At 58.8% G+C, this 24,739-nt stretch carries 28 protein-coding genes and 1 pseudogene; 7 read left to right on the forward strand and 22 right to left on the reverse strand.

The features are described 5' to 3' along the window. Positions 1 to 4: 4 nt before the first annotated feature. Positions 5 to 259, reverse strand: coding sequence for a helix-turn-helix domain-containing protein (locus BLW22_RS08315; protein ID WP_027603217.1), 255 nt, complete (start codon positions 257 to 259; stop codon positions 5 to 7). 160 nt (positions 260 to 419) lie between these two features. Here BLW22_RS08315 and BLW22_RS08320 point away from each other — a divergent pair, with 160 nt between their 5' ends. Next, positions 420 to 677 (forward strand): LasR-specific antiactivator QslA, encoded by a 258-nt coding sequence (locus tag BLW22_RS08320; protein ID WP_074845407.1) that lies wholly within the window; start codon positions 420 to 422, stop codon positions 675 to 677. Between the two features lie 41 nt (positions 678 to 718). Here BLW22_RS08320 and BLW22_RS08325 read toward each other — a convergent pair whose 3' ends face one another. Genes BLW22_RS08325 through BLW22_RS08365 form a run of 9 tightly spaced genes read right to left on the reverse strand, consistent with a single transcriptional unit; the run spans position 719 to position 8,183 of the window. Further along, positions 719 to 3,472 carry a conjugative transfer ATPase gene (locus BLW22_RS08325; RefSeq protein ID WP_074845409.1) on the reverse strand — a complete coding sequence of 918 codons (2,754 nt, stop codon included), beginning with the start codon at positions 3,470 to 3,472 and terminating at the stop codon, positions 719 to 721. Then, a complete protein-coding gene (locus BLW22_RS08330) occupies positions 3,472 to 3,888 on the reverse strand; it encodes a TIGR03751 family conjugal transfer lipoprotein (protein WP_074845412.1) in 417 nt (138 codons plus the stop codon). Before BLW22_RS08330 ends, BLW22_RS08325 begins: the two co-directional genes overlap by 1 nt. After that, a complete protein-coding gene (locus tag BLW22_RS08335; protein WP_074845415.1) occupies positions 3,851 to 5,368 on the reverse strand; it encodes a TIGR03752 family integrating conjugative element protein in 1,518 nt (505 codons plus the stop codon). The genes BLW22_RS08330 and BLW22_RS08335 overlap by 38 nt, the downstream gene beginning before the upstream one ends. Then, a complete protein-coding gene (locus BLW22_RS08340) occupies positions 5,358 to 6,170 on the reverse strand; it encodes a TIGR03749 family integrating conjugative element protein (protein WP_074845418.1) in 813 nt (270 codons plus the stop codon). The genes BLW22_RS08335 and BLW22_RS08340 overlap by 11 nt, the downstream gene beginning before the upstream one ends. After that, positions 6,167 to 6,808, reverse strand: coding sequence for a PFL_4703 family integrating conjugative element protein (locus tag BLW22_RS08345; RefSeq protein WP_074845421.1), 642 nt, complete (start codon positions 6,806 to 6,808; stop codon positions 6,167 to 6,169). Before BLW22_RS08345 ends, BLW22_RS08340 begins: the two co-directional genes overlap by 4 nt. Beyond that, a complete protein-coding gene (locus BLW22_RS08350; RefSeq protein WP_074845423.1) occupies positions 6,805 to 7,218 on the reverse strand; it encodes a TIGR03750 family conjugal transfer protein in 414 nt (137 codons plus the stop codon). Before BLW22_RS08350 ends, BLW22_RS08345 begins: the two co-directional genes overlap by 4 nt. Positions 7,219 to 7,225: 7 nt before the next feature. After that, positions 7,226 to 7,597 carry a TIGR03745 family integrating conjugative element membrane protein gene (locus BLW22_RS08355; protein WP_003174125.1) on the reverse strand — a complete coding sequence of 124 codons (372 nt, stop codon included), beginning with the start codon at positions 7,595 to 7,597 and terminating at the stop codon, positions 7,226 to 7,228. Positions 7,598 to 7,614: 17 nt separating this feature from the next. Further along, positions 7,615 to 7,854 (reverse strand): TIGR03758 family integrating conjugative element protein, encoded by a 240-nt coding sequence (locus BLW22_RS08360; protein ID WP_074845426.1) that lies wholly within the window; start codon positions 7,852 to 7,854, stop codon positions 7,615 to 7,617. Then, positions 7,851 to 8,183 (reverse strand): integrative conjugative element protein, RAQPRD family, encoded by a 333-nt coding sequence (locus BLW22_RS08365; RefSeq protein ID WP_074845432.1) that lies wholly within the window; start codon positions 8,181 to 8,183, stop codon positions 7,851 to 7,853. Before BLW22_RS08365 ends, BLW22_RS08360 begins: the two co-directional genes overlap by 4 nt. 574 nt (positions 8,184 to 8,757) lie before the next feature. Between BLW22_RS08365 and BLW22_RS08375 the strand changes: the two genes are divergently transcribed. From BLW22_RS08375 to hpaR (BLW22_RS08385), 3 genes are all read left to right on the forward strand, one after another. Then, positions 8,758 to 9,927 carry a p-hydroxyphenylacetate 3-hydroxylase oxygenase component gene (locus BLW22_RS08375; RefSeq protein ID WP_074845438.1) on the forward strand — a complete coding sequence of 390 codons (1,170 nt, stop codon included), beginning with the start codon at positions 8,758 to 8,760 and terminating at the stop codon, positions 9,925 to 9,927. A gap of 67 nt (positions 9,928 to 9,994) precedes the next feature. Then, the gene (locus BLW22_RS08380) at positions 9,995 to 10,951 is read left to right on the forward strand and encodes a p-hydroxyphenylacetate 3-hydroxylase reductase component (protein ID WP_074845441.1); all 957 of its coding nucleotides are present in this window, start codon (positions 9,995 to 9,997) and stop codon (positions 10,949 to 10,951) included. Between the two features lie 536 nt (positions 10,952 to 11,487). Beyond that, on the forward strand, positions 11,488 to 11,913 hold the full coding sequence (hpaR, locus tag BLW22_RS08385; RefSeq protein ID WP_074845443.1) for a homoprotocatechuate degradation operon regulator HpaR: 426 nt from the start codon (positions 11,488 to 11,490) through the stop codon (positions 11,911 to 11,913). A gap of 32 nt (positions 11,914 to 11,945) precedes the next feature. On the opposite strand, the gene hpaI is transcribed toward hpaR (BLW22_RS08385), so the two are convergent. The 8 genes from hpaI to BLW22_RS08425 form a co-directional block, all read right to left on the reverse strand. After that, on the reverse strand, positions 11,946 to 12,746 hold the full coding sequence (gene hpaI / locus BLW22_RS08390; protein ID WP_074845446.1) for a 4-hydroxy-2-oxoheptanedioate aldolase: 801 nt from the start codon (positions 12,744 to 12,746) through the stop codon (positions 11,946 to 11,948). Positions 12,747 to 12,764: 18 nt separating this feature from the next. Beyond that, positions 12,765 to 13,568 (reverse strand): 2-oxo-hept-4-ene-1,7-dioate hydratase, encoded by an 804-nt coding sequence (gene hpaH / locus BLW22_RS08395; protein ID WP_074845449.1) that lies wholly within the window; start codon positions 13,566 to 13,568, stop codon positions 12,765 to 12,767. 12 nt (positions 13,569 to 13,580) lie between these two features. After that, positions 13,581 to 14,885, reverse strand: coding sequence for an MFS transporter (locus BLW22_RS08400; protein WP_074845452.1), 1,305 nt, complete (start codon positions 14,883 to 14,885; stop codon positions 13,581 to 13,583). Between the two features lie 49 nt (positions 14,886 to 14,934). Next, the gene (locus BLW22_RS08405; protein WP_074845455.1) at positions 14,935 to 15,327 is read right to left on the reverse strand and encodes a tautomerase family protein; all 393 of its coding nucleotides are present in this window, start codon (positions 15,325 to 15,327) and stop codon (positions 14,935 to 14,937) included. Positions 15,328 to 15,376: 49 nt separating this feature from the next. Then, positions 15,377 to 16,234: a 3,4-dihydroxyphenylacetate 2,3-dioxygenase gene (gene hpaD, locus BLW22_RS08410; RefSeq protein ID WP_017478949.1), complete on the reverse strand. Its 858-nt coding sequence runs from the start codon at positions 16,232 to 16,234 to the stop codon at positions 15,377 to 15,379. Positions 16,235 to 16,381: 147 nt separating this feature from the next. Continuing rightward, complete coding sequence (hpaE, locus tag BLW22_RS08415; protein ID WP_074845458.1) at positions 16,382 to 17,842, reverse strand: 5-carboxymethyl-2-hydroxymuconate semialdehyde dehydrogenase; 1,461 nt, start codon at positions 17,840 to 17,842, stop codon at positions 16,382 to 16,384. 5 nt (positions 17,843 to 17,847) lie between these two features. Then, on the reverse strand, positions 17,848 to 18,618 hold the full coding sequence (locus tag BLW22_RS08420; RefSeq protein ID WP_074845461.1) for a fumarylacetoacetate hydrolase family protein: 771 nt from the start codon (positions 18,616 to 18,618) through the stop codon (positions 17,848 to 17,850). After that, positions 18,615 to 19,280, reverse strand: coding sequence for a fumarylacetoacetate hydrolase family protein (locus tag BLW22_RS08425; protein ID WP_074845463.1), 666 nt, complete (start codon positions 19,278 to 19,280; stop codon positions 18,615 to 18,617). The genes BLW22_RS08420 and BLW22_RS08425 overlap by 4 nt, the downstream gene beginning before the upstream one ends. A gap of 143 nt (positions 19,281 to 19,423) precedes the next feature. Here BLW22_RS08425 and hpaA point away from each other — a divergent pair, with 143 nt between their 5' ends. Then, positions 19,424 to 20,326, forward strand: a complete 903-nt coding sequence (hpaA, locus tag BLW22_RS08430; RefSeq protein WP_074845466.1) for a 4-hydroxyphenylacetate catabolism regulatory protein HpaA — start codon at positions 19,424 to 19,426, stop codon at positions 20,324 to 20,326. 11 nt (positions 20,327 to 20,337) lie between these two features. On the opposite strand, the gene BLW22_RS08435 is transcribed toward hpaA, so the two are convergent. Continuing rightward, entirely contained in the window at positions 20,338 to 21,594 is a 1,257-nt protein-coding gene (locus BLW22_RS08435) for an OprD family porin (RefSeq protein WP_074845471.1), read from the reverse strand. A 245-nt stretch (positions 21,595 to 21,839) separates the two neighbouring features. Between BLW22_RS08435 and hpaR (BLW22_RS08440) the strand changes: the two genes are divergently transcribed. Next, positions 21,840 to 22,262 (forward strand): homoprotocatechuate degradation operon regulator HpaR, encoded by a 423-nt coding sequence (gene hpaR, locus BLW22_RS08440; protein WP_074845474.1) that lies wholly within the window; start codon positions 21,840 to 21,842, stop codon positions 22,260 to 22,262. 176 nt (positions 22,263 to 22,438) lie between these two features. Then, positions 22,439 to 22,618, forward strand: a pseudogene (locus BLW22_RS34375) (IS5/IS1182 family transposase); the annotation flags it as partial. Between the two features lie 421 nt (positions 22,619 to 23,039). Here BLW22_RS34375 and BLW22_RS08445 read toward each other — a convergent pair. The 3 genes from BLW22_RS08445 to BLW22_RS35895 form a co-directional block, all read right to left on the reverse strand. Further along, complete coding sequence (locus BLW22_RS08445; protein WP_074845477.1) at positions 23,040 to 23,219, reverse strand: transposase; 180 nt, start codon at positions 23,217 to 23,219, stop codon at positions 23,040 to 23,042. Between the two features lie 208 nt (positions 23,220 to 23,427). Next, complete coding sequence (locus BLW22_RS08450) at positions 23,428 to 24,159, reverse strand: TIGR03747 family integrating conjugative element membrane protein (protein WP_074845480.1); 732 nt, start codon at positions 24,157 to 24,159, stop codon at positions 23,428 to 23,430. 261 nt (positions 24,160 to 24,420) lie between these two features. After that, positions 24,421 to 24,735, reverse strand: coding sequence for a transposase (locus tag BLW22_RS35895; RefSeq protein WP_413038065.1), 315 nt, complete (start codon positions 24,733 to 24,735; stop codon positions 24,421 to 24,423). Positions 24,736 to 24,739 lie beyond the last annotated feature (4 nt).

Here is a 24,739-nt window from a genome sequence, read left to right on the forward strand (position 1 = left end):
ATGGTCATTCAGCGCTCAGTGTACGAGCAAGCGCGTCAGACTCAATGAGCAGCTGATCCGTTTTGATCTCGAAAATGTTGGCGAGTTTGCAGAGGACCAATAACGACGGGTTGCCTACCCCTCGTTCGATTTGACTTACGTAGGTACGATCCACCTCGGCCATGAGCGCCAATTGCTCCTGGGTAAGGTTCTTCACGCGCCGCATCGAGCGGATGTTTTCCGCGAGTTGCAGACGGAGCTGTTCGAAGTCTTGAGTCATGCGCGCAAACTGCGCCTTGAGGGACTCTCAATCCACGGGATATAGTCTACATTGGCCTGATTCTGGCTCTTTTTTGATCCTTAAGCGAAGTGCCAGTTTTGTTTCTATGCTGCTTGGAACAGACCCAGCATTAATAATTAAATCGAAAGCTAAGGTGTCTATGGACGAAAATTACGTTTCAATTCCGGCGGCGGACGGCTGCCCGAGTCTTTTGACGCCGTGGGGCAGCGAATTTGCGCCCATGATCGAACGTGGCGTGCAATGCGCCCAGGTCTGGCTCGATACGCCCGGTGAGATTCCACTGTGGTGGGAGCTGGCGCAAACACGCAAGACCTTTCCTGTCGGTGACTGCCAGGATGCTTTTGAAGCCGGATTTTTGTTGAGAATTCAGCAGCGGCTTCGAGGTGTATCGCAATAACCTGTCACTCGCTTTAGAGCGCGATATCCGAATAGATTTCCTTATGCGGGTTCTATGCCTCGCGCTCTATCGATCCGTTCAGCTACCCGGTAAGCGGCTTCCAACTCCGAACAGCCAATGTTCTGCATCAGTGTCCAGCGCTCGGCCTTTTCCTCGGGCTCCGTCATGGCCAGGGCGAGATAGAGGCTGGGTGGCACGGCCCGAAACAGCGTTTCGAGCTTCTTCGACAGCACTACTCCCTCAGTATATTTCCCCGGTTCTTTGCTGGCTGAGAGCAACAAAGATTTCTGTGCAGGCGTGAGCTTCTTGAAGCGTGCGATTTCTTCGATTTCCGCGGGCGGCATGTTCAAGCAAATCCACCATTCGATCATGTTCAGCATGGTCTGCGCGGCGGTGGGGAAGTCGGCAAGGTTTTGCGTCGCCAGCCAGAACCACGCGCCGAGCTTGCGCCACATCTTCGTGCCCTTGACCACGAAGGGTGCCAGCAGCGGGTTCTTGGTGATGATATGGCCCTCGTCGGTGACCATGATGATCGGTCGGCCCAGGTACTGGTCTCGTTCGGCAAGGTTATTCACGGTGTTCATCAGGCTGATGTAGCTGATGGACATCTGTGCCTCGTAGCCTTCGCGAGCGTAGGTGGCCAGATCGACAATGGTCACATCGCTTTCGGGCCAAGGTGTGCCTTCGCGATCGAACAATTCACCCTCGAAACCCTGGCAAAACAGGTCGATGGACTCGCCCATTTCCTGGGCACGCTCACGACGCTTCTCCGGCAAGTGCGTGTCGGCGGCGACGCGCAGCAACGCGTCGCGCACATCGCTGGTCAATACCTGGCGACCCGACGCGATACAGGTCTGTGCCGCATCGAGAATGCACTCGCGGATCAGACTGCGATCGGCTCGACTCAGGCGCGCCTCTTCCTTGGCCTCGCCGCCGGTGATCATCAGGCGGGCGGTGATTTCCAGTTCGCCGAGAACATCGCGCTGGTCTTCGCGACTGGTTACCACCTCATCGTCTAGCTCATCGATAGACAGACTCGCTACCTGATCCGGCTGCTCGACCAGGCGCCAAGCGTCGGCGAACGGTGCGAGGCTGACCGAGGCGCCAGGTTTCAATTGGACCTTGTTGACCGACAGGCCCTGCGTCGCGAAGTAGTCACCCTGCAAGCCGAATGAGTTGCCGGCCTCGATGATAAACAGGCGAGGGCGGTATACGGCCATGACCTGCATCAGCAGGGTGACCAGGGTGGCCGACTTGCCCGCGCCGGTGGGGCCGAACAACAACAAATGGCCGTTCATGGCCCGGTCCAGACGTGACAGCGGATCAAAGCTCAACGCAGAGCCGCCACGATTGAACAGGGTGATGCCCGGGTGGCCGGTACCCGTGTTGCGGCCCCACACCGGAATCAGATTCGCCAGGTGCTGGGCAAACATCAGTCGGGTGTACCAGTTGCGCGTGTCGCGGGCCGGGTTGTAAGCCATCGGCAACCAACGCAGGTAGCTGTTGCAGGCGGCGACTTCATCGCCTTCGCGTACCGGTTGTAACCCCGCGCCCAACAGCGCGTTGGCAAGGCTGACCGAGCGCTGGTGCAGTTGCTGTTCATCGTGACCGCGCACATAGAACGCCAGGGTGCCGCGGTACAGCTTATGCTGGCGACCGATGATCGCGCGGGCCTCTTCAACATCCTGACGGGTCTGGGTCGAGGCCAGATTTTCACCAATGGCTTTGCGGGCCAGTCGGTTCAACTGCTCCTCGAGCACATCTTGGGGTTTGACCACCAAGGTCAGGCTCATCACCGTGCCTTCAGGCAACTGGTCGAACAGCGCATTGACCGCGTCGCCCTTACGGGTTTCTCCGGTGAGTTGACCAATCGACGGTGCTCGTCGCAGTTTGTCCACCACCATGACCCGATGGGGTTGCCTATCGAAGTACCAGAGTCCCCGTTGCACATCCGAACACGGTTCGTTGAAGAATAACCGTTCGGCGAAGTCGTGATCGAAGGGCAATTCCAGCGACTCGCTATTACCAGGCTCCGGATAGGCAACACGTTGGTAAAAGTCTTCGGGCGCTTCATCGGTGAGCCTGGGCGCTGGATTGAACCAGGGCAACAACCAGGCATACAAACCGCGGCCATCAACTGATGCCGATTGCACGCCGCACGCCTGCAACGAAGCCGCAATACGTTCGCAAGCCTGCTGCAGGGCTTGCACCGGGGTGAGTCCAGTCTCCTCGGCGCCAGACTCAAGCCAGCGATAGACCACCAGGCGCACCCGTCGGTTGTTGCCGCGCCAGGGCAGGCGCGTCACAACCTTATCCTCGAACAGCCCGCCGGGCTTGGCGATGGCCTTTAGATGACAGCGGCTGAGCTCCAAATATGCCTCGGTGAAGATCGTGCCTCGCGCGCTGTCCTGAATATAATCCGTGAGCCGTGTCAGGTAGGGAGTAAAGTCGTTGTCGTCCTGGCAGAAAAACTGCGCCACCCACGGCGCTTGATCCAGCTCGTCAAAACTATCCTGCAGGGCATCTTCAAGAGCATCGCGCGCTGCCATCAGCCAGTCGGGTTCACGCCCTTCGGTGCCGATGGGCAGTAACTCAAACACCGCGCCCACTGAGCGATTGTCATCAAGCAGAAAACACTGCTCGGTCTCGAGGTATTCGACCCAAGGCAGGTGATCAGTGAAGCTGGGATTGTGCGCATAGAGTGCAGCTTCATCGGCCAGGGTGGCGTGAGGGCGCGCTGGGTGGCGCCAGGCTTTCCACGTCGAAGTGCTGTTGCCCGCATCGCCGGTACGCACTACAAGTCTTCCTGACGTTCACCCGGCAATGCGTACTGCACTCGCTGGTAGAACGGAAAGACAGTCGAGTAACCCGGTACCGGTGCCTGCTCGGTACCAGTCAAATGCGGATACACGTACAGCACCAGATCGGGATTGGGCAGGCGAGGGAACAGGTTACGGATCTCGTTCGCCGCTGTGCGCGTATACGGTTCTTGGAGAGCAACGGAGAAATCTGCTTGAGCCAACGGACGGCGTAATTGCTGCCGAGCATCCAACAGTTGCTGCTGAGTGCCTTGCGACCCGGCGCCGTTCCAGATATCCAGCATGCTTTGCTCTCCATGGGGCAGCAGCGTGTCCTTGTCAGTGGAACATCCTGTCAGGACCGAGGAAAACACGCTAATCCAGGTCAGGCAGAGAAACGTGGTTTTTTTCATTGCGAACGCTCCGGCCCTTGGGCTCGTAGTCGATGGTGATCTCATGGTCGAGGTGCAGCGCGACTTGGGCGGCCGGTGGCACGTACACGGCAGCAAAGGTCTCGCCATAGAGTTTGTTGATCCACTCACGGATGTCGCTGACCCCACCACTGAGAATTGAATTCAGCGCGCTATTGCCACTGCTGCTAGTGACCCCGAGCGTACTGCCGCCCGAACTGATCACGCTGCTGTTGTTCTGCTCATCCCCAAGCAAGGCGGCGACACCGGCGCCGGCGGCAGTGATCAAGCTCTGGCTGCCGAGGTACTGTTGAGCGTTTGAGCGGCGCTCACCGGCAATGCAAGGAATGCCATACGGATCGGACAGGTAACCGAGTCCGCCACGTATCTTGTCGGTGTTCGAACTCTGGACGGTGGAGGCGTTGCGGCTGGCTACTGCCTTCGGCTGAGGCACCGTGCGGATAGTGCCGTCGGTAAACACAAAGGTAATTGATTCGACCTGTCCGCGTACGCACGACAGGGTCCAGTCGCCGGAGGCTGTACCGCTCATCACGGCCCCTGCGACATCCGGCAGGTCGATGCCGTTGGCCGTTAGGTTCTCGGGGCCGACCAGCACCTTGAAGGGGTAGGGATCATTCACGGTGCCGTCCACAGGGACTCGGCCGATCAGCGCGGTCATGGCGACCGAGCCCATCAATGTCGCATTTTCGGGAATGGTGTAGACCGGCTTCGTACCTTCTGTACGATCACCGGATCGCGTCAGGTCACGCTCACCCTTGGTGACCTCGCGTAACTGCTTTTGGCTGCGGTCGATGGCATTGTCCTTCAAGCCCTCGAGCGAGTTGAAGGCATTAGGCAGACTCGGTGCGGAAGAGGTCTTGGTTTTACCTCGGGCTTCGGTGGAGAGAGTATCCGAGGGTTCAATCCACTGCAGCGCATCGTTGGCAGAATGCCGCCCTTCGAACTGGTCCCCATCGCCCGGCTCAAGCCCCAATCCGATGGGCATATCCTTGCCTTTGCCAGCCAGCCCCGACAACTGCTCTTGCAATTGCGTCAGCAGACCGCGAGCCTGACGACTGTCTTGTTCCGCTTTGAGGCGTGCTTCATTGGCTTGTCGGCGGCCTTCGTCTACCTGCTGGTTCACACTGCCAAGCGCCGTCTGAATACGCGAATCAACACTGTTTTCCCGCTCGCGCAGGCGGTTGTTCTCCGTCTGCAGCGAATCGTTGTGTTTCTTCAAACCGACCATATCGCTGCGCATGGCCTTCACTTGGCCTACCAAGGTGGCGACCGTGTCGCGTGGGGTATCGCCCGCAATGCCGAGCGACTTGGCTTGCTCGGCAGATAATTGAATATCGCCCTGATCAACTGTGCGCTCTGGAGAAGGGGAGCTGCCTCCCGGCACCCAGCTTTTCATGATGATCAGCACCACGCCCAGCAGTGCAGCCGGTACCAGCCATTTGAGCAAGGCGTTAGCTTTCATCTTTAGCTCCGCGCGCAACGGGCGGAAGCATCACGGCGTGTTCGAGGCCGGCACCGCGGGTGACAAGGTAGGCGATCGTGGTGTCTTCAGCGCTGCCGCCATGCCCGAGGAAAGCATGCTGGAAGGCCGCGGCGAACAGCTTGGCCTGAAGTCGACGTGGGTCGAGTTGCACCGTCTCTGAACCACGATTGCGCAATTTCACCGCCGTCACCCAGTAATCACCGAGTCGCCAGACGGCGATGGGTGTGCTGGACACGTTTTCGGTCGGCAGCAGGGTTGGCAGTTCGGTGCGCAGCTTGAGCGGGACGCGGCGTACGCCGGGAAGGGACTCCACAGTGCGTAGCGGTGCGTACAGGCTTTGCGCGGCGTAGCGCGTCAACGCTACGGGGATCGGCGTGCGTTCCGGAATAGGCACCATGCTAGATTCCGTATAGGTAGCCTGCACCGGAGCATTCTTGAGAATACGCACGGGCTCCAGCGGTTGATCACCAGGCGTGGCCGCGATATCCAGCAGGATGATCTCGCCCGTCGTGACCGATTGCAGTTGCAGACGGGTCGGTGCAATGGCTTCTGACGCACGCAGGTACAGCGTTCCGCCGGTAGATTGCACGCGCAGCTTGCCGGTCAGAGTTGAGGGTACGCCGACTCGAACATTCTCATCGATAAAGACCACCCGTTCCTGATTGATCACCAGCGGGACCGCGAGAGGGAGGCGTTCCCAGCGCATCAACTCGACGGCCTGCGCTGCAACTCCCCATAGCATCAGTGCAATGGTGAGCCCCAGGGTAGAAATCCGCGTCATGGCTCACCTCCAGGCAAAGCGATTTTTTGCGGCGTGCCCTGATAACAGTCCAGTGCCAGCCCCCACTTGTTGCGTTCGGGGTCCAGATCAAAACGCACCACGCGCAATGGATAACGCACTACCACCCGTTTTACCGGTTCGGCGGCGTAATACTCATCGGCATTGAGGTCGAGGGTGACCAGCCAGCTGTCGCGGTCGAGTTGCTTGACCCTGAGTTCCGGATCCTCGCTGTAACCTCGCTCCAGGATTTCGTAGACGCCACGCACCCGCTGGCGCAGTTCGCCAGCGGCCTTGCGGTACTCGTAGTCGCCGTCGAGGAAGGCCTTGCAGGCGGGTGTCAGGTAGGACTGCAAGCCATAGATGGCGCGGCGATAATCCTGCTCGCCATCCGAGGGCCAGCGGTTGAGTTGGCCAAAGATGTAGAGGGCAAAGGCATAGACATTTTCTGAGGGAATATCCCACCACTTGCGAGTGCTGCCCGAGCGCAGGTCCGGTGGTACATGCACGGTCAGATCGGTCGGCGCCGAGCGCCAGCCATACCAGAGTCCGGCACAGACAAGAGCGAGGATCACTACCGCCAGGCGCAGGCTGAAGATGTGGGCCTGCTGAGCATCCACCTTGTTCCGAAAACGACTCATGACTGCCACCGGGACAGGGCAGGGCGCAGTCGACGCGAACGGCGAACCGTCCAGGCGCTGGAGTGAAGGATCAAAGTCCCTCGACCCAGGCGCCAGCGGCTAGCCAGTACCCATTCGAGCTTGCGGTACAACCAGGTCTCGGGGCGAGCCCGTTTGGCCCGACGCAGTAGTGTGCCACCGGCAAATAACACTACCGCCATACCTGCGATCATGCTGGTCGGCGCCACGGCAATGGAGGCGGTGGCGATCGCCAGAGGAACGCCTAGCAGCAGGCCAATGACAGCGCCGGTGCCGAGCGCTACCCACATCTCATCATTGGTTAAACCGCGCAATACGGTAGGATCGCGATTGAGTCGCTCTGGCAGAAAGACCAAGGTACCGTCAGCCAGACGTTCGATAGTGTCGTTCATTCCGACCTCACAGAATTGCGGCAGCCTTGGTCAAGAACCAGATGATGATCACCACCAACAGGGCGCCAATACCGACCACTGCACCCAAGTCCTTCCAGGTCTTACGCTGGTTTTGCACGTCGGCGTACACGGTCAACGAGTGCCAGGCCACCCCCAAGAAAGCCAGCAGTGCGATCAGCAGACCGAGCAGGATGCCGCCGTCGTAGGCGTAGTTTTTGATCGTCTCGATCAACCCGGAGCCTTCGCCTCGCGAGGGAGCTTCCATGGTCGGTAGTTCGGCAAAAGCCAAACTTGGACCGAGAACCAGCAGCAGACCGATCAAGCGTTGGCTCGCACGATCACGCAGATTGTTTTTCAGGGGGACAAGGCACTTGAGCATGGCGGCGATCTCCTGGTTTAGGAAAGGGTGAAGAACATCAGAACCAACAGCGCGAGCAACACGCGTGCAGTGCTGCCACCGAAGGCGCCGAAGCGCACACTGCCTGTCGCCCATCCCCGGTAAGCCGTCCACATCACCCAGGCACACCACAGCAAAGCCAGAACGAGGACCATGGAAAGCCACAGCGTCGAACTGCTCTGCGCGGAGAAACCGGAGGCGTTTTGGAACGCTGAAATCTGGGCGTCAGTCATGCTCATGGCGAAGAATCCCCAGACGGAGTATCGAGGCGATAATCGCCAACCAATTCACTGGGATCACGGGGCTGGGCGCGAGAGGGAGACAGATAGTCCTGCACGCCTTGACGAATGCGTCGGATGTCTCGATGCAGGCGGGGATAATCGAAGCGATAGTGATCGTCGGATTCGGGCGTGTTGACTGTCTTGGCTCGTGTCGCAAGGTGTTCGATAATGTTGAGTTGCTGCTGGACTAGACTGAGCTGATCCTGCTCATAACCCGAGGCAGCATAGCTGCTGCCATCAACGATAGTCAGCGAGAGCAGTAAGCAGCGAAGGATGGTAGTTGGCATGATACTGGCCCATAGGGATCTGGGTGCAGAATCAAGTCTGGGGGCAAATTATTCAGTGAGAAAGCCGAGGTCTGATGAATCGCTTTATCTGGGATGGGCTGAGGAGGGCAAAGAAGGAGATGACAGCGTGTCTCGCAACGGCCGAGAAGGATCGCCTCCCGAAACGCCGCGATTTGGTGTCCGCGATTGTGCAAGAACGATTCGGTCTTGCGAACTTGAGCAATTCCGATGCCGACTTCTTGAGAAGCTCAATCGGCTTATCTATATGTATGCCGCTGGGGCGACTCTCTTTGAGCAAACATTGGGTTTTCCTTGTCGCGAACAAGAGAAAAGCCCGAGGTTAATCAAAGGTCGCGACGTCTGTTTGACTGTGGCTGCCGGTGGCGATGTCTGTGGCTGCCAGCGCGGTTTCAAGCGTGGGTGTGCGCCTGGAGCATTGCCTATGGAAAGTACAATGTTGGCTCTGGAAGATGCATTTTCCAGCGCGATTGCTCGCCGCATACTGGCCCTGCATCCGGCGCCGTTTCTCGAATCGGGGAGGCGACCGGACATCCAATAATAAGCAGGGCCATCCATGAAAAAGCCTAACCCGCTCCTCGAAGACCTCAAGTCGATTCTGCCGACCATCGCGGCCAATGCCTTCCAAGCCGAACAGGACCGCAAGGTCCCTGACGAAAACATCGCGCGGCTCAAAAGCATCGGCATGCACCGTGCTTTTCAGCCGAAGAAGTTCGGCGGCATGGAAATATCACTGCCACAATTTGCCGACTGCATTGCCTTGCTCGCAGGCTCCTGTGCCAGTACCGCTTGGGCCATGAGCCTGCTATGCACTCACAGCCATCAACTGGCGCTGTTCTCGGCCAAATTGCAGCAGGAAGTCTGGGGTGATGACCCGGATGCCACGGCCAGCAGCAGCATCGCGCCGTTTGGCCGCACCGAAGAGACCAACGGCGGCGTGCTGTTCAGTGGTGAAATGGGCTGGAGCAGTGGCTGCGATCACGCGGAGTGGGCGATTGTCGGTTTCCGCCGCAAAAACGCCGAGGGCACTCAGGATTATTGCTTCGCGGTCCTGCCGCGCAGCGACTATCAGATCCGTGACGACTGGTTCGCCGCCGGCATGAAGGGCAGCGGAACTAAAACATTGATCATCGACAATGTGCTGGTTCCTGAACACCGCATTCAGAAAGCAAAAGACATGATGGAAGGCAAGTCTGCCGGCTTCGGTCTGTACCCGGACAGCAAGATTTTCTACTCGCCATATCGTCCTTATTTCGCCAGCGGTTTCTCGACGGTGAGCCTGGGGGTGGCCGAACGGATGCTTGAAGTGTTCCGCGAAAAAACCAAAACCCGTGTGCGGGCCTATACCGGCGCGGCAGTCGGTGCCGCGACCCCGGCATTGATGCGACTTGCCGAGTCGACCCATCAGGTGGCGGCCGCCCGAGCCTTTCTGGAAAAGACCTGGCAGGAACACGCCGAACACAGTGAGCAACAGCGCTACCCAAGCCGCGAAACCCTGGCGTTCTGGCGCACCAACCAGGCATACGCGACCAAGATGTGCATCCAGGCTGTGGACCGTTTATTCGAGGCTGCCGGTGGCAACGCCTGGTTCGAGCACAACGAGATGCAGCGTCTGTTCCGCGATTCGCATATGACCGGCGCTCACGCCTATACCGACTACGACGTCTGCGCGCAGATTCTTGGGCGCGAGTTAATGGGGCTGGAACCCGATCCGAGCATGATCTGAGCCGAACGCTCAAAAGTACCCATAACAATAATCAGGGCTGCTCCTGGCAGCAGTCCGGGAGTCTTGCATGTCTGAGAACAGCGCTTGCGCCGCCATTGAAACGACGTTCGACCCACGGGCCTTTCGTCGGGCCCTGGGCAATTTCGCCACCGGGGTGACCGTGGTCACTGCCGCCACCGCTTCAGGCCGCAAGGTCGGAGTCACGGCCAACAGCTTCAACTCGGTATCCCTTGATCCGCCGTTGGTGCTGTGGAGCATCGACAAACGCTCCAACAGCCACGAGGTGTTCGAGCAGGCTAGCCATTTTGCGGTTAACGTACTGGCGGCGGACCAGATCGACCTTTCAAACAATTTCGCCCGGCCCAAGGACGATCGCTTCGCCGAGATCGAGTTCGAACAGGGCGAGGGCGGCGCACCGGTATTCGCCGATTGCTCGGCACGTTTTCACTGCGAAAAATACGAGCAGGTGGATGGTGGAGATCACTGGATCATGATCGGTAAGGTCGTGGCTTTCGACGATTTCGGACGCTCGCCGCTGCTCTATCATCAGGGCGCCTATTCCATGGTCCTTCCCCATACCCGCATGACCAAACGTGACGTAAGCCAACCGCCGAGCAGCCATTTCCAGGGACGCCTGAGCCACAACCTGTATTACCTGATGACTCAGGCAGTACGGGCCTATCAGGCCAGCTATCAGCCTCGGCAATTGTCCACCGGCCTGCGCACCAGCGAGGCGCGGATGCTGATGGTGCTCGAGAATGACGCCGGCCTGAGCGTGAACGAGTTGCTGCGGGAGGTGGCGATGCCGGTCCGGGAAATCGACGAAGCCGTGGCCAATCTCAAGCGCAAAGGCTTGGTTTACGATGTTGACAGCCGGGTGCGTCTGACGGCTGCGGGGATCGAACAGACCGAAGAGCTATGGGCAATTGCCCGGGAGCAGCAGGACAAGGTATTCGCCGATTTTAGCGACGAACAGATCGGCACCTTTAAGACGGTGTTAAAACAACTTATCAGCCATTGCTGATCAGCCATCGATTCTTTACGGCGCCCCAGGGCGCCGTTTTTTGTTTCTGGCCAGCAATTAGCACCTGCAAGGTGGACGCGCCGACGACATCCCCAAAGTCAAAGGCGCAATTCGCCAGTTGGGTATCCCCAGGGTGGCGGAACGCCTGATCCAGCAGGCACTGCTACAACAACTCGTCGTTACCTCGAATAGGGGATGATATCGGGCGAGATCACCTGCCGACGGCCTGCTCTCGTCGCTGCTGCCGAACATCCTGGTCAACGAACTCTACCGCGAACTGAAAAGGCAGGGCCATCGTTTCGCGCGCTATGCCGATAACGCGAACATTTACATGCGTAGCCAACGGGCAAGTGACAGAGAAATAGTGGAAATTCATTAAAGGCCTCGGCGCCGACGATGTCTTGATTCTCGATGCCGGTATTTTGATTCAGCGCGCCAGAGCCTTCGCCAGCCACACAAGTTATAGCGTGTGGCGTGTGGGATAGTGGTAGAGTTTCATTAAATTATTAACTAAATCAATCGCGATTCTGACTCCCATGCGCAAACCTCGACAATCCCTGACGTTGTCACTGTTGCAAGCCCGTGAAGCAGCTATGAGTTTTTTTCGCCCTTCGCTCAACCAGCACGGTCTGACTGAACAGCAATGGCGGGTTATCCGCATCCTTAGTCAACACGACGAGCTGGAGATTTACCAATTGGCGGAGCTGGCCTGCATTCTCAGACCGAGCATGACCGGCGTGCTGGTGCGTATGGAGGCGGCGGGCCTGGTGCACCGGCGCAAAGCCGAGCAGGATCAGCGGCGGGTGCTCGTGACCTTGGCCGAAAAGGGCAAGGCCAGCTTTAAGTCCATGAGCCAGTGCATGGAAGAGAACTATCAGCGATTGCAGGCGCAGTTAGGCGCCGAGAAATTGCAGACGTTGCTCGGGCTGCTTGATGAGTTGAAGACCATTAAGTGCCTGTAGGCGCCAAATCATCTCGGCGCCTGCAAGAAAGGTCAGTACACACCGCCGGAGCTGGTGGGGGGCGGTACATCCTTGAAGGTCGCGGCGAGGGTTTTCAGACCGCGCATTAACACGCTTGTGTCGACCCCGACTGCAACGAACGCGGCGCCCAACTCAATGTAACGCCGGGCCAGTTTTTCGTCGGCACTGAGAATACCTGCAGCTTTGCCGGCCTGCTGAATACGCACGATGGCGTCCTCGATAGCGGCCTGCACCTCCGGATGTTCGGGATTACCCCGATGGCCCATGGACGCACTTAAATCCGCCGGGCCGATAAATACGCCATCGACACCCTCGACCGCCGTAATGGCCTCCAGGTTGGCCAGGCCTTCGCGATTCTCGATCTGCACCAGCAGACACATTTGCTCATCAGCTTTGTCGAGGTAACCGTGAATACTGTTCCAGCGCGATGCGCGTGCCAGTGCACTGCCTACACCGCGTATGCCTTGAGGTGGATAGTGAATTGCGTGCACTAGCTCCCGTGCTTGCTGCGCAGTTTCGACCATTGGAATCAACAGGGTTTGGGCGCCGATATCCAAAACCTGTTTGATCAATGCAGTATCACCGACCACTGGACGGATGATCGCCTGGCCGGCGTAGGGTGCGATGGCTTGCAGTTGGCTGAGCATGCCGCGTATGTCATTGGGCGCGTGCTCTCCGTCGATCAGCAACCAGTCGAAACCGGCATTCGCTGCCAGCTCGGCACAGTAGGCATCGGCGAGGCCGAGCCAGAGGCCGATCTGCGTTTCGCCGTTTTTCAGGCGTTGCTTGAAACGGTTGATGGGCATGTCCATGAAAAAGTCCTCCAGGGATCAAACGAAGCGGCAGGAAATGGAGCCCAGCATGTCGTAGTCGACATGGAAGGTGTCGCCAGGGTTGGCCGCCACGGGACGCGTAAAGGAGCCTCCTAGGATGATTTGTCCCGGTTGCAGGATAACGTCGTAGGGCGCCAGTTTGTTCGCCAGCCAGGCCACGCCTTTGGCCGGGTGATTGAGCACAGCGGCCGAAACCCCTGACTCTTCGATCACCCCGTTGCGGTACAGCACGGCGGGCACTTTGCGCAAATCGATCTCGTTTGGGCGCACGGCACGACCGCCCATAACCACTCCAGCATTGGCTGCGTTGTCGGAAATGGTGTCGAACACCTTGCGCGTCGCTTTGGTCTGCGGGTCGATTTGCTGAATACGGGCATCGATGATTTCCAGTGCCGGAATCACCCATTCAGTGGCATCGAGCACGTCGAAAATCGTGCAGTTCGGGCCCTTGAGCGGCTTGCCGAGAATAAACGCGAGCTCCACTTCGACCCTTGGAACAATGAAGCGCTCGAAGGAGATGTCGGTGCCTTCGTCGAAGAACATGTCGTCGAGTAGGGCGCCGTAATCCGGTTCGCTAATGTTCGAAGACACCTGCATGGCCCGGGAGGTCAGGCCGATCTTGTGCCCTACCAGCTTGCGCCCATCCTTGATTTTCTGTGCGACCCAGGCGCGCTGGATGGCATACGCGTCTTCGAGGGTGATCGCCGGGTGGTCGAGGGAAAATTGCCGGACCTGCTCCCTGGAACGTTCGGCCCGGTCCAGTTGTGCGGCGGCTTGCAGGATTTGCAGTTGATCGAGCATGACGAAGATCTCTTACTGTGGATTGACGATGGCCGCTTGGGTACGCAGGACCAGAAAACCGCCGAGGGCGATAAACAGTGCCAGGACATATAGGGCCAGGCTGGCACTCTGAGTGGTGTCGCGCATCCAGCCGATCAGGTAGGGCGCGAGGAACGAAGCGATGCTGCCGAACGAGCTGATCATGGCGATGCCGGCGGCCTGGGTGCCGTTGGAGAGAAAGGCCGGTGGCAATTGCCAGAACATCGGCAACGCGGCACTGGCGCCCATGCCGGCCACGGTCAGACCGCACATCACCAACAATGGATTGCCCGGTGCCAGGCCCGCGACGGCGATCCCGGCGGCCGCCATCAGTAGGGGCACACACAGGTGCCAGCGGCGCTCACGGTGGCGGTCCGAAGAGCGTCCGCAACCGATCATGAAGAAGCAGCCGGCCAGATACGGCACCGCACTGAGCAACCCGACCTGACTGTCGCGGCCGATGCCGGCGCCGTGAATCAGGGTCGGCATCCAGAACGCCAAGGTGTTGACCGCCAGCATGACCGCGAAGTAAATCGCCACCAGCAGCCAGACCTGCGGATCACGCATGATGCCGCCGAAAGAGGTGATGGATTTTCGCTGTTCTTCACTGCTCAGTTGCGTGCGCAATTGTTGTTTCTGAAGCGGGTTGAGCCACTTCACCGTTTCGAAGCTGTCCGGCAGGCACTTGAGCACGACCAGACCCAGCAGGATCACGGGTGCCCCTTCGATCAGGAACATCCACTGCCAGCCGCGCAGCCCGCCGAAATCATGGAAGCTCTCCAGAATGGCGCCGGACAACGGGCCGCCGATAACACCGGCCATGGGCACGGCAATCGCGAACAGGGCCGTGACTTGCGCCCGGCGCCGGGCCGGGTACCAGCGATTGAGAAACACCAGTATCCCCGGGAAGAAACCGGCTTCGGCCACCCCGAGCAGAAAGCGCAGGACATAGAAGCCGCTGGAGCTTTCGATCCACAACATGCTGGTGGACAGCAGGCCCCAGACCACCATCAGGCTGGCGATCCAGCGCCGTGGCCCGACCCGGTCGAGGGCCATGTTGCTCGGTACACCAAACAGCGCGTAGGCGATAAAAAACAACCCGGCACCGAGGCCGTAGACGGTGTCGCTGAAGTGCAGGTCAGTACTCATTTGCATCTTGGCGAAGCCGATGTTGATCCGGTCCAAGTGAGCGAACAGGTAACAAATCAGCAACAAGGGCATCAGTCGCCAGGTGACGAGGCTATGGGTTCGATCGTGTTCTTTGAGGGTGGTGCTGTCGACGGTATTGGCTGTGCTCATGATGTTGTACTTTTTGTTTGAGTGGCCGTTGATGGAAGGAGGGCGTGAATCAGCCCGCCTGGTTCTTTAAGAAGGCATGCACGTTGTTCTGCTTGAAATTCAGTTCGAGGTTCAACTCGATCATCTCGAACGACAGCGCCAGCAAACGCTGGGACTGCAGCTCGGCGAAATGCTCGGTGATGACGTTGAACAACGTTTCGGCGACGCTCTTGCGGGTTGGCAGATCCCGCCCATGGCCGACTTTGAGGGTCATGTGGACGAAGGCGTAATCGTGTTTGCCGTCGGCCATACGCCAGGTATCCAGACGTACCCCGCGACTGCGAATGCCGCCCAAGGGAAACACGCCGCTGTCTCCCAATACGGTGTGAACCTTTTCGAACAGCGCGGGGAGGTTGGCCTGCTGTTCGATGTTATCGCTGTACTCGGCGATGAAATGTGGCATGTGGGTCTCCCGGGCCGCGAGCAACCCGTGGGCTACTCGCGAGCGCGTGTCAGAGGGGGAAAATGGCGTTGATCTGGCCCGTGCCGGAACTGCCGAATGGCTGGGTGATGATCTCGGCCGGCTGGTTGTAGTCCGGCCCGCCCAGCAGTCCCAGGAGCATTGCGGTGTCGTGCATCTTGCCTTCGCCGAAGCAGTGCTCGGCGTAGTCCGGCAGCATCGCGCAGAACTCTTTGAAGCGGCCTTGCTTCCACATTTCCACCACGTGCAGGTCCATCTGCTTGTCGAATTCACGGGTCCAGTTGTGGATGTTGGCTTCGGCTTCGCGGTCGTCCGAGAAACGGTGGGAGAGGGAGCCCGAGGCCAGCACCAGGACTTTGCGGTCGCTCTTCTCGATGGCCCGGCGCACGGCGGCGCCAAACGCGAAGCTGTCTTCCAGGCGATGCCAGGCGCACCAGGCGGCTATGGAGATCACGTCGAACTTCTGCTCGTCCGGCACGCCCATATGCATGTAGCGCATCGGCACCAGGGTGCCGTATTCCAGCTCCAGGCTCGGGATGTTGTGGGCCATGGTGCGCACGCCGGCCAGGTTGGCCTCGGCGGCGATCAGCTCGCCCAGCTCCGGGCAGCCCGGGTACTCGTACTCCATGTTCTTGATGAAGTGCGGCAGCTCGTTGCTGGTGTAGGTGCCCTTGAAATGCTCGCCACAGTTGACGTGATAGCCGCTGTTGACCAGCCAGTGCACGTCGAACACCACGGCGGTGTCGGCCCCCAGCTCACGGGCGCGCCGCCCGATTTCCTTGTGCCCGGCAATCGCCGCTTCGCGGCAACCGTGGTGCTTGCCGGGCAATTCCGACAGGTACATCGAGGGAACGTGGCAGATCTTTGCTGCCAGAACCACTTCGCCCATGATCATTCTCCTGAGTATTTATTCTTTTGTAGGAGCGAGCTTGCTCGCGAAAAACATCAACGATAACGCAGCACTTCTGTTAGCCCGCGGCGCCTGTGGGTTCTTCGCGAGCAAGCTCGCTCCTACAGGGAGCGTTGTTATATCCGGTTACACACCCCAGCGCGGGATGTGGTGACTGCCCATGGAAATGCACACGTTCTTGATCTCGGCGAACACTTCGAAGCTGTATTGGCCGCCTTCACGGCCGGTGCCGGAACCTTTTACTCCACCGAATGGCTGGCGCAAGTCCCGCACGTTCTGGCTGTTGATGAACACCATGCCGGCTTCGATGCCGTAAGCCAGACGATGCGCCTTGCCGATGTCCTGGGTCCAGACGTACGACGCCAGGCCGTACTCGGTATCGTTGGCCAGTTGCAGCGCCTCGGCTTCGTCCTTGAACGGGATCAGGCACACCACCGGGCCAAAGATCTCTTCCTGGGCGATGCGCATTTTATTGTTCACATCGGCGAATACCGTCGGCTGGATAAACTGCCCGCGACTCAAGTGCGCCGACAGGTTGCCCGGGCGTTCCAGGCCGCCGGCCAGCAGGGTGGCACCTTCCTCGAGGCCAATCTTGATGTAGCCGGTGACCTTGTCATAGTGGGCCTGGGTGATCATCGAGCCGACCTGGGTTTTCGGGTCCTGCGGGTCGCCGACGATCAGGCGCTTGGCGCGGGCGGCGAACTCGGCGACGAACTGCGGGTAGACGCTTTCCTGAATGAAGATCCGGCTGCCGGCGGTGCAGCGTTCACCGTTGAGCGAGAAGATGGTGAACAGTGCCGCGTCGAGGGCGCGTTCCAAGTCGGCGTCTTCAAAAATCAGCACCGGCGACTTGCCGCCCAGTTCCATGGAGTACTTTTTCAACCCGGCGGTCTGCATGATTTTCTTGCCGGTGGCAGTACCGCCGGTAAAGGAAATCGCCCGCACGTCGGGGTGGCGCACCAGCGCATCACCGGCGGTGGCGCCGTAACCCTGGATCACGTTCAGCACGCCTTTGGGAATCCCGGCTTCGACCGCCAGGCGTCCCAGTTCATTGGCCGTCAGCGGCGACAGCTCGGACATTTTCAGCACCGCGGTATTGCCCAGCGCCAGGCACGGCGCAGTCTTCCAGGTGGCGGTCATGAACGGCACGTTCCACGGCGACACCAATGCGCACACACCCACCGGCTGGTACAGGGTGTAGTTGAGCATCTGGTCGTCCACCGGGTAACTGTGGCCATCCATGCGGGTGCAGACTTCGGCGAAGAAGTCGAAGTTGTGGGACGCGCGTGGAATCAACACGTTCTTGGTCTGGTGGATCGGCAGGCCGGTGTCGAGGGTTTCCAGCTCAGCCAGGTGCGGCACGTTCTGTTCGATCAGCTCACCGAGCTTGCGCATCAAGCGGGCACGTTCCTTGGCCGGTGTTCCCGCCCACTTCGGAAAGGCTTCCTTGGCTGCCGCTACCGCCTGCGCCACTTCCTCGGCGCCGCCGCTGGCAACTTCACCAATGGCTTCGCCGGTGGCCGGGTTGTAGTTGATGAAGGTGTCTTTGCTTTCGACCTCACGGCCGTTGATCCAGTGTTTGATCATGTTGCTCAAGCCTCTTTCCGGACGGAGAAGAAGTCCGCCTCGCTGACAATTCGATTAACCAGGCGACCAACGCCTTCCACTTCCACGATCACTTCATCTCCCGGCACCACATTGGCCAGGCCTTCCGGCGTGCCGGTGGCGATCATGTCGCCGGGTTGCAAGGTCATGAAGCTGGACAGGTACTCGATCAAATACGGGATGTCGAAAATCATGTCCGAGGTCGAGCCTTCTTGGCGCAGTTCACCGTTGATCCAGGTGCGCAGCTTCAGGTTGCTCGGGTCTGGCACGTCGGCGACGTCGACTATCCATGGGCCGACAGGTGTGGTGGCGTCACGGTTTTTTACCCGCAGGTTGGGGCGGTAGTAGTTTTCCAGGTAGTCGCGGATGGCGTAGTCGTTGCACACCGTGTAGCCGGCCAGATACTCCAGGGCGTTCTCGCGTTTGACGTTGCGCGCCGGTTTGCCGATGACCGCCACCAGTTCACACTCGTAGTGCATGTAGGCGACGTTGTCCGGGCGCCAGGTCACCTGTTTGTGGCCGGTGTAGGTGCCGGGGGACTTGATGAACGCCAGCGGTTCGGTCGGTGGCTTGAAGGCCAGTTCGGCGGCGTGGTCGGCGTAGTTCAGGCCCAGGGCAAACATGCTCCCGTTGGCCGGTGGCAGCCATTCGACCTGGTCTTCGGCCAGCAGGCGACCGTCGGCCAGGCGCACGGCGTTCTCAGCGTCGACCTGTACCGAATGGACTTCATCTTCAAAGCGAATACGGGCGTGTTTCATGACAGCTCCTCTGCCTTGATGTGGTTGACCAGGCGGCCCAGGCCGCTGATCTCGACTTCAACCGTGTCGCCGGGTTGCACATCCACACGGCCTTCGGGAGTGCCGGTGATCAGCACGTCGCCCTCGTGCAGAGTCATGAACTCGCTGATCTCGGCGATCAACTGCGGGAGGCTGCGCACGAAGTTGGCGGTGGAGTTTTGCTGGCGCAGTTCACCGTTGACGAACAGCTTCACGCTCAGTTGGTGCGGGTTGGTAATCTGGTCACGGGCCACCAGTTCCGGGCCCAATGCGCAGAAACCGTCCCGGCACTTGGCTTTCACCGCCGGGCGGTAATAGCTGTCTTCCGGCAAGCTGAACTCATTGACGATGGTGTAGCCCGCCACATGCTCCAGGGCGTTTTCGACGCTGACACGGCTGGCGGTCTTGCCAATCACTACCCCGAGGGCCGGACCCGGTTGCAGGCGTTCACCTTTAGGGTGCAGCACTACGCCGTCGTGGCCGTTGCGGGTGTTGGGCGTCTTGATGAACAGCACCGGCTTCACCGGTGGTTTCTGGTAAGGCACTTGTTCGAATTCGGCGAGACGTTGGTTCAGCAACCCCTGGTAGTTCAGCGCAACGCCGAACAGGGTGCCGTTCGCAACATCATGCAGGGCACGGCTCATGCTTTTCTCCTGGCAGTGGCGGGGCAGATTCGGGCCTGCTCCGTGGGATATTCGTTAACCTGTTAACGTTATAATTAAGATGTTAACTATCGTCAAGCGTGGCAATATTTCTAGACACTCAAAACAACAAAGAGAATGCAGTGATGAGCGATCGTCAGCCGATCCCCAACATCAACATCGGGCAGGTCTACGACCAGCGTTACAGCGACGCCGAGGTGCACTACGACCGGCTCGGCAACCTGGCCGGTTTTTTTGGCCGCAACATGCCGGTGCATCGTCATGACCGGTTTTTTCAGGTGCACTACGTCAAGACTGGCGCGGTGCGGGCCTATCTGGACGACCAGCAGTACCTCGAATCCGGGCCGATGTTTTTCCTCACGCCGCCGACGGTGGCGCATTCCTTCGTCACCGAAGCCGACGCCGACGGCCATGTGCTGACTGTGCGCCAGCAACTGGTGTGGGCCTTGATCGATGCCGACCCAAGCCTGGCCCCCGGCGCACAATTGCCGGCGGCCTGTGTAGCGTTGGCGCGGCTGGCGCCGGAGTTTCATCCCGAGGTACGCCGCCTGGAATTCCTGTTCGACGAGCTGTGCAGCGAGATCAACGCCCAGGCCAGCGGGCGCGGTTCGGCGCTGGACAGCCTGACGCGGCTGATCATGATCAGCCTGCTGCGGCTCTGCGCCAATTCCCTGGAGGCTCGTCCGGCACGTCACGAAGACCTGCGAATCTTCCACCGCTTCAACGAACTGATCGAAGACCACTACCTGCAACACTGGCCGCTGTCGCGTTATGCCGACGGTATCGGCGTCACTGAAGCGCGGCTCAACGAGGTGTGCCGACGAATTGCCGACCTGCCATCGAAACGCCTGATCCTCGAACGGCTGATGCAGGAAGCCCGGCGCCTGCTGCTGTTCACCGGCAGCTCGGCGAATGAAATCTGCTACCAGTTGGGGTTCAAGGACCCGGCGTATTTCAGCCGGTTCTTCCAGCGCTACGCGCAAATGACGCCGGGGGAGTACCGCCAGCGTCAATCGGGGTTGCGTTGAGGCGCCCGGCGTTACCACAGGGCCACGGTGTAGCCGATGATCACCCGGCTTTCGTCGATGTCGCTGGTCAGGCCGTTGCTCGAGCGTAGCGTCGCGTTACGCAGCCGTACGTTGACGTTCTTCAGCGGGCCGCTTTGCACGGTGTAGACCACGTCGGTGTCGCGCTCCCACTCCCGGCCGTTGCGCACCGTGGCGGTTTGCGCGTGGCTGCCGTCGACGTAGCGGGTCATGAACGTCAGGCCCGGCAGGCCGAGGGCGGCGAAGTTGTAGTCGTAGCGCGCCTGCCAGGCATCGGTGTTGGCCTTGGTGAAGATATTGATGGTCACCAGGTTGACCGAGTACGGGTCTTGCCCCGGGAAGGCAAAGTCGCCATCGCCGGAAAGATTCTGGTAGCCCAGGCCGAATTTGTGCGCGCCCACCGACAGGCTGAACATGCCGTTGAAGAAGCGGTTGTCGATCCGCCCGCCGTCCACGCGTGTCGGGCTGCGCAGCAGGGCGCTGCCTTGCTCGCGAGTGTCGAAGTAGCGCAGGTCGGTGCGCAGGTTCACGCCTTCGCCCAGCGGCAGGTCATGCACCAGACCGATAAAGTTCTGGCGGTAGATGTCTTGCATCTGCGCGTAGTAATAGGTCGCGACCAGGTGCGGATTGATCGCGTAGGTGCCGCCGGCCAGGTCCAGGTGGCTGCTGTTGACGCCGCCGTAGCTCATGGACTCGTTGTTGGAGGAGTCCCGCAGGTTTTGTTTTTCCAGGCGGCCGACGTTCAATGTCAGGCCGTCGATGTCCTGGGAAGTCACCAGTTCACCGTTGTAGGTCGATGGCAGCAAGCGGGTGTCGTTGTAGGCGGCCACCGGCAATATCGGTTGCAGGGTGCCGAGCTTGAGCACGGTCTTCGACAGGCGCAATTTGGCGGTCAGGCCGAGTTCGCTGTAGCTGTCGGCCGGTTCGCCGCTGGCGCCGGATGGCAACAGCCCGGTGCCGCGGCGGTCGCGGCTGGAGTCGAGCTTCAGGCCCATTTCACCCAAGGCGTCCACGCCAAAACCCACCACGCCTTCGGTGTAGCCCGACTCCAGGCGCAGCACAAAACCTTGCGCCCATTCGTCCGCCTTGTTCTGCGGCGCGTTGGCCTGGCGAAAGTCGCGGTTCATGTAGAAATTGCGCAGGTCCAGGCTGGCTTTGCTGTCCTGGATAAAGTCGGCGTGGACGACCAGAGGGGTAAACGCGGCGCACAGGCCAGCGCTTGCCGCCGTGCGAAAGAGGCACGAATGCATGAGGGAGGTTCCTTTTGTTGTTTTTGTTGGTATCACCCCTTGGTAGATCAAGGGTGGCATATTGTTAACATGTTATCTATAGGATGTGTAGCGTATTTTCCTGCACACATTGAGTGTTTACGAACGTGGGTGTTGGCGCTTGATTAAATTGTTTATAGATTAACGACTTGTCGCTCGGAGCCGTATTGCATGCATACGGTGCCGACTCTAAGCTTCGACGCTTCAACCTCTTTTGTGCGTGAACCATGCCGACCCCCAGACCGTCCCTTACGCTCACCTTGCTGCAAGCCCGCGAAGCGGCCATGGCATTTTTCCGGCCGCTACTCAACGAACATGATCTGACTGAACAGCAGTGGCGGGTGATTCGTATCCTGCGCCAGCAGGGCGAACTGGAAAGCCATCAGTTGGCGCACCTGGCGTGCATCCTCAAACCAAGCATGACCGGCGTCCTAACTCGACTGGAGCGCGACGGTATCGTTCGGCGAAGAAAGTCTTCCGAAGATCAGCGGAGGGTGTTCGTCGCCCTGACCGAGCAGGGGCAGCAATGTTTTGTCGATATGAGTGCGGGAATGGAAAGCAACTACCTGAAGATTCAGGAGCAGTTCGGTGAGGAGCAGCTTCAACAGTTGCTGGATCTGCTCAGTAAGCTGAAGAACATCAAGCCCTGACCGCCACAATTTTTTGACCGGCTGGCCGACTGCACTGCGCGCTGATGATTTCGTGGCTGGCGGCGCGGTTTACACAGAAGTTGATGCACCAGACTGATGGTTACTTCTGCGGCTGGCACTCAATAGAACTCGTGAGATAACAAATTACGTATCTATTCACATGGGTTTCCGATCCGCTTCTCGAAAGCTTCGACAAACACATTTCCCTCACCGAACCTGATGCACGCTCAATGGCTACGAGCGGACGAGGCACCGGAGCTATCGGCTATAACTTACAAACGGCGGTCTACCACAAGCACCATCTGATCATGGCTCACGAGATTACCAACGTTGGAAGTGTTCGCCCTGACCGCAGTATTCCTTTTACCTGATGTACAACGCACAGACTATCACCTGTTTGATCACGGCGCATGCCGGCGCCTACCTGTTCAGGTCGTTCGTACTTGCAGCCGTTGTCGCCTTGCCTAGCAAGCTGATGCCTGCGAGCAAATCGGCAGCAGTATTGGCTTGATCAATACCGGTGACATCGCGGCCGGCTTCATTGCCCCAACGGACATTGGCCTGCTAGTAGGCTGGTCAGGGTACAACGCGGTGTTCATATTTCTGATCGGCGCGGCCGTGTTCTCACTCTCCGTTGCCTGCACCCTCCGCACACCAAAAGCAGTGCGCCGAGCGGCAACTCCTCGGTCGCCGATGCTTCCTCCGACAGTTTGGGGCTGGCTCACAACCTATCAAAAGCGGGCAACGCTGCGGTTGACTGGTCTCGTAAAGCGGCAACTACTTGCGGATCACGTTGGTGTTGATGCCGTGGCGGATGGCAACACTGGAAAGCGTTGCGCCCGGATGCGGGTACTCCTGAATAACCTGGGCCTTAAAGGGTTTTGGGTAGGAGTTTCGTTGGCGCAGGGACATCTTGACGTTAAGGGTAATCGCGTCCGTAAAAATACGCAGCACCATCGCTTTTAACGCTGGAGTTCGGAAGGTGACTGGGCCGGATGCTTACAATCTGTCTAAGTGTTTGACGTTTTCGTCATGGCCTTGCCTTGGCATGCCTACTAGTGCAGCTATCCATGAAGCCAGATCGAGTGTCGGATTTTACAACCATGTTCCTTGTATATGCGCTTTAGACCGACTCGCTAAACAAGGAAAAAGCTTAACTAACAGCCTAGAGATATTTTTTGAACGTTGTTGCTGTGATAGCTACTGATGCTCCGAGTAATACCGAGCAAGGTAATAGAATAATTATAGGACTGAGTGAAAAGGGCATGGATAGGTAAATCCCGCAGGGCACGATCAACAGTGGTATCACTGCTCGTTTAGCACGGTGATAGACAAAACTGCTTTCTCGCCCGGCTCCAAACTTACGCAGGTCGCGGCGCATCAAGCCATCGACAAAACCGGTGAGCGTGGCCAACAAAAATAGTGGTGTGGCCAGGACCAGAATGGTCAGGCGCACCACGAAGGTAAAGGTCACATACACTACAGCCAGTATGAAATCCTCGATGCTCACGTATATCTGATTGGTCCAACTCCAGAAGTCGTTGCCCTGGCTCGAAACCCGAGCCTGCCGGGCAAAATCCGCAAAGCCAGTCTTGGCCAGCAGCCACTGATTTAGAAAATCCAGTACTTGAACGATCGTTTGCCCGGGTTGTTGGAGGATGAGTGAAGCTTTGAAGTGCTCGCTCAGCCAGCCCAGCTCGTTCGTCAACATGGCTTGGCTGTGCCGCCAACCCTGATCGCTCCAGAACAGCAGCAAACCGACGAACTCGATGAGGATCGAGAACAGCAGCGAGGCGATCAGCAATCCGACGATGCGTAGGACCAGACTGATCGTCGAGACGATCAATCCTGGATGCTGGATCGGCTGTGGCGGCGTGTTTGGTGCGGAAGTCGTCATCGTTCACTCCAATGCGTTGTATAGCTGATGTCGTCACGATGTCTTCTGGATCGTTTTCTGCTGAACCAAAACCTGTAGCGGGGGGGCTACCCCCATATGCGCTAACCAAACCTCCCACTCCATAGCTCATCTTGCTGGTATCCCCGTTTTCGCGGGGATTCACGCAGTTTCCGACTTATCGTTCCCCACTCTTCAAGGCAAGTAAATAACGACAAGCGCGGATTGATGACACAACAAAGTAACCAATGGACAAAAGTCATTTCACGCCAGCGGCAACGCTGGCGTATCGCTTGCTCTTTGTGATCCTTGACCCTCGAGAGGGGAAAAATGCTCGCCTGTTGCGATTAACCGCTCGATCAAGCAAGCCACCAATAATTTCCCTTGCAGCCAAGCTTTTGCGCCTTCCGGATTTTTCTTTCTAAGGTGCGATAACCCTAATAAAGATTTCATCCGCTTGAACGCCAACTCCACCTGCCAACGGTGCCGGTAGAGGGCCAAAATTCCTTGGGCATCCAGGCAGTTCAGGGTTGTGACCACCACCACATAACCTGCCGCTTCCACCGTCTTAGACTGCACTTGC

This window comes from Pseudomonas marginalis (genome assembly GCF_900105325.1).
Classification (GTDB): Bacteria; Pseudomonadota; Gammaproteobacteria; order Pseudomonadales; family Pseudomonadaceae; genus Aquipseudomonas; species Aquipseudomonas marginalis.

Coding starts and splice junctions, on each gene's coding strand:
- BLW22_RS08315 (WP_027603217.1), bottom strand. CDS start 259: ATGACTCAAGACTTCGAACAGCTCCGTCTGCAACTCGCGGAAAACATC.
- BLW22_RS08320 (WP_074845407.1), top strand. CDS start 420: ATGGACGAAAATTACGTTTCAATTCCGGCGGCGGACGGCTGCCCGAGT.
- BLW22_RS08330 (WP_074845412.1), bottom strand. CDS start 3,888: ATGAAAAAAACCACGTTTCTCTGCCTGACCTGGATTAGCGTGTTTTCC.
- BLW22_RS08335 (WP_074845415.1), bottom strand. CDS start 5,368: ATGAAAGCTAACGCCTTGCTCAAATGGCTGGTACCGGCTGCACTGCTG.
- BLW22_RS08340 (WP_074845418.1), bottom strand. CDS start 6,170: ATGACGCGGATTTCTACCCTGGGGCTCACCATTGCACTGATGCTATGG.
- BLW22_RS08345 (WP_074845421.1), bottom strand. CDS start 6,808: ATGAGTCGTTTTCGGAACAAGGTGGATGCTCAGCAGGCCCACATCTTC.
- BLW22_RS08350 (WP_074845423.1), bottom strand. CDS start 7,218: ATGAACGACACTATCGAACGTCTGGCTGACGGTACCTTGGTCTTTCTG.
- BLW22_RS08355 (WP_003174125.1), bottom strand. CDS start 7,597: ATGCTCAAGTGCCTTGTCCCCCTGAAAAACAATCTGCGTGATCGTGCG.
- BLW22_RS08360 (WP_074845426.1), bottom strand. CDS start 7,854: ATGAGCATGACTGACGCCCAGATTTCAGCGTTCCAAAACGCCTCCGGT.
- BLW22_RS08365 (WP_074845432.1), bottom strand. CDS start 8,183: ATGCCAACTACCATCCTTCGCTGCTTACTGCTCTCGCTGACTATCGTT.
- BLW22_RS08375 (WP_074845438.1), top strand. CDS start 8,758: ATGAAAAAGCCTAACCCGCTCCTCGAAGACCTCAAGTCGATTCTGCCG.
- BLW22_RS08380 (WP_074845441.1), top strand. CDS start 9,995: ATGTCTGAGAACAGCGCTTGCGCCGCCATTGAAACGACGTTCGACCCA.
- hpaR (WP_074845443.1), top strand. CDS start 11,488: ATGCGCAAACCTCGACAATCCCTGACGTTGTCACTGTTGCAAGCCCGT.
- hpaI (WP_074845446.1), bottom strand. CDS start 12,746: ATGGACATGCCCATCAACCGTTTCAAGCAACGCCTGAAAAACGGCGAA.
- hpaH (WP_074845449.1), bottom strand. CDS start 13,568: ATGCTCGATCAACTGCAAATCCTGCAAGCCGCCGCACAACTGGACCGG.
- BLW22_RS08400 (WP_074845452.1), bottom strand. CDS start 14,885: ATGAGCACAGCCAATACCGTCGACAGCACCACCCTCAAAGAACACGAT.
- BLW22_RS08405 (WP_074845455.1), bottom strand. CDS start 15,327: ATGCCACATTTCATCGCCGAGTACAGCGATAACATCGAACAGCAGGCC.
- hpaD (WP_017478949.1), bottom strand. CDS start 16,234: ATGGGCGAAGTGGTTCTGGCAGCAAAGATCTGCCACGTTCCCTCGATG.
- hpaE (WP_074845458.1), bottom strand. CDS start 17,842: ATGATCAAACACTGGATCAACGGCCGTGAGGTCGAAAGCAAAGACACC.
- BLW22_RS08420 (WP_074845461.1), bottom strand. CDS start 18,618: ATGAAACACGCCCGTATTCGCTTTGAAGATGAAGTCCATTCGGTACAG.
- BLW22_RS08425 (WP_074845463.1), bottom strand. CDS start 19,280: ATGAGCCGTGCCCTGCATGATGTTGCGAACGGCACCCTGTTCGGCGTT.
- hpaA (WP_074845466.1), top strand. CDS start 19,424: ATGAGCGATCGTCAGCCGATCCCCAACATCAACATCGGGCAGGTCTAC.
- BLW22_RS08435 (WP_074845471.1), bottom strand. CDS start 21,594: ATGCATTCGTGCCTCTTTCGCACGGCGGCAAGCGCTGGCCTGTGCGCC.
- hpaR (WP_074845474.1), top strand. CDS start 21,840: ATGCCGACCCCCAGACCGTCCCTTACGCTCACCTTGCTGCAAGCCCGC.
- BLW22_RS08445 (WP_074845477.1), bottom strand. CDS start 23,219: ATGGTGCTGCGTATTTTTACGGACGCGATTACCCTTAACGTCAAGATG.
- BLW22_RS08450 (WP_074845480.1), bottom strand. CDS start 24,159: ATGACGACTTCCGCACCAAACACGCCGCCACAGCCGATCCAGCATCCA.